Here is a 913-nt window from a genome sequence, read left to right as displayed (position 1 = left end):
AGCCCGCACCCACCGCCGGCACCGACCCCGACTCCCTCGACCTCCCCGACCAGGAAGGCCAATCCGCCTCCCCCGCGAACCCGACCTCGGATCCACTCGATCTGCCGCTCCAGGACGACCCGCCAACCGCGCAGCCGACCCCGCTGGACCTACCCACCCAAACGGAGACCGGTCAAGGCGATCCGTCACCCCCGAACTCGCCCGCCGAAGAAACCACATCCAGTCAGTCCGGCACGGGCACGGGCACGGGCACGGGCACGGGCACGGGCACACCGTCCGTTCCCGGCACGCCCACCTCAACCGGCGGCCCTCATCCCACCACTGCGCACTCACCGCAATCCCAGCCGACGCCGACACCCGACAACTCGACCGGCCAGAATCAGACGCCCACCCAGGACGATGCTGCTGTCCAGTCGACCACCAGTGCACCGCTCTCTGATGTCGCCCCACCGTCGAACACCACCGCCGCAGCAGCAACCGCCACCGCACCGCCCGTCGATTCGGCCGCTCCACCCAATTCGGCCAACCCAGCATCCGCCTCACCGACCAATACGCCGAATCCTGCGGGCCCCACAACGCCGCCACCAGCCCAGGGCCCCACGCCCACGACACAACCCAGGCCGACTCCTCGGGCCACGACCGGCCGCCCCACCCCCGCACACCCGGGTACGGACGCTGCCCGTCCCACTTCATCCGATCCGGAAACCAACAGAGGTGGACCTACCGCCGACACCAACCACGACACTGTCGCGGGCCGCCCTGCCCCATCGAGCCCGGACGCCAGCCCACATCGCCGGGACACAACGGCTCACACCGGCACCCAACCGAACCGCCCCGGCTACGACCCCGCCATCCACAACTACGTAGCCCACTTCAACGACGGCCGCCCCATCCCCCGCGACCCCTTCTACAC

1 protein-coding gene is annotated in these 913 nt (G+C 70.3%); it reads right to left on the bottom strand.

What is annotated here, in order from left to right:
* Positions 1-379: 379 nt before the first annotated feature.
* Entirely contained in the window at positions 380-601 is a 222-nt protein-coding gene (locus GV792_RS28735; protein WP_163828136.1) for a hypothetical protein, read from the bottom strand.
* Positions 602-913: the final 312 nt, after the last annotated feature.

The organism is Nocardia cyriacigeorgica, assembly GCF_010868145.1.
In the GTDB taxonomy this organism is placed as follows: domain Bacteria; phylum Actinomycetota; class Actinomycetes; order Mycobacteriales; family Mycobacteriaceae; genus Nocardia; species Nocardia cyriacigeorgica_D.
This window is presented reverse-complemented; position numbering and strand designations above follow the sequence as displayed.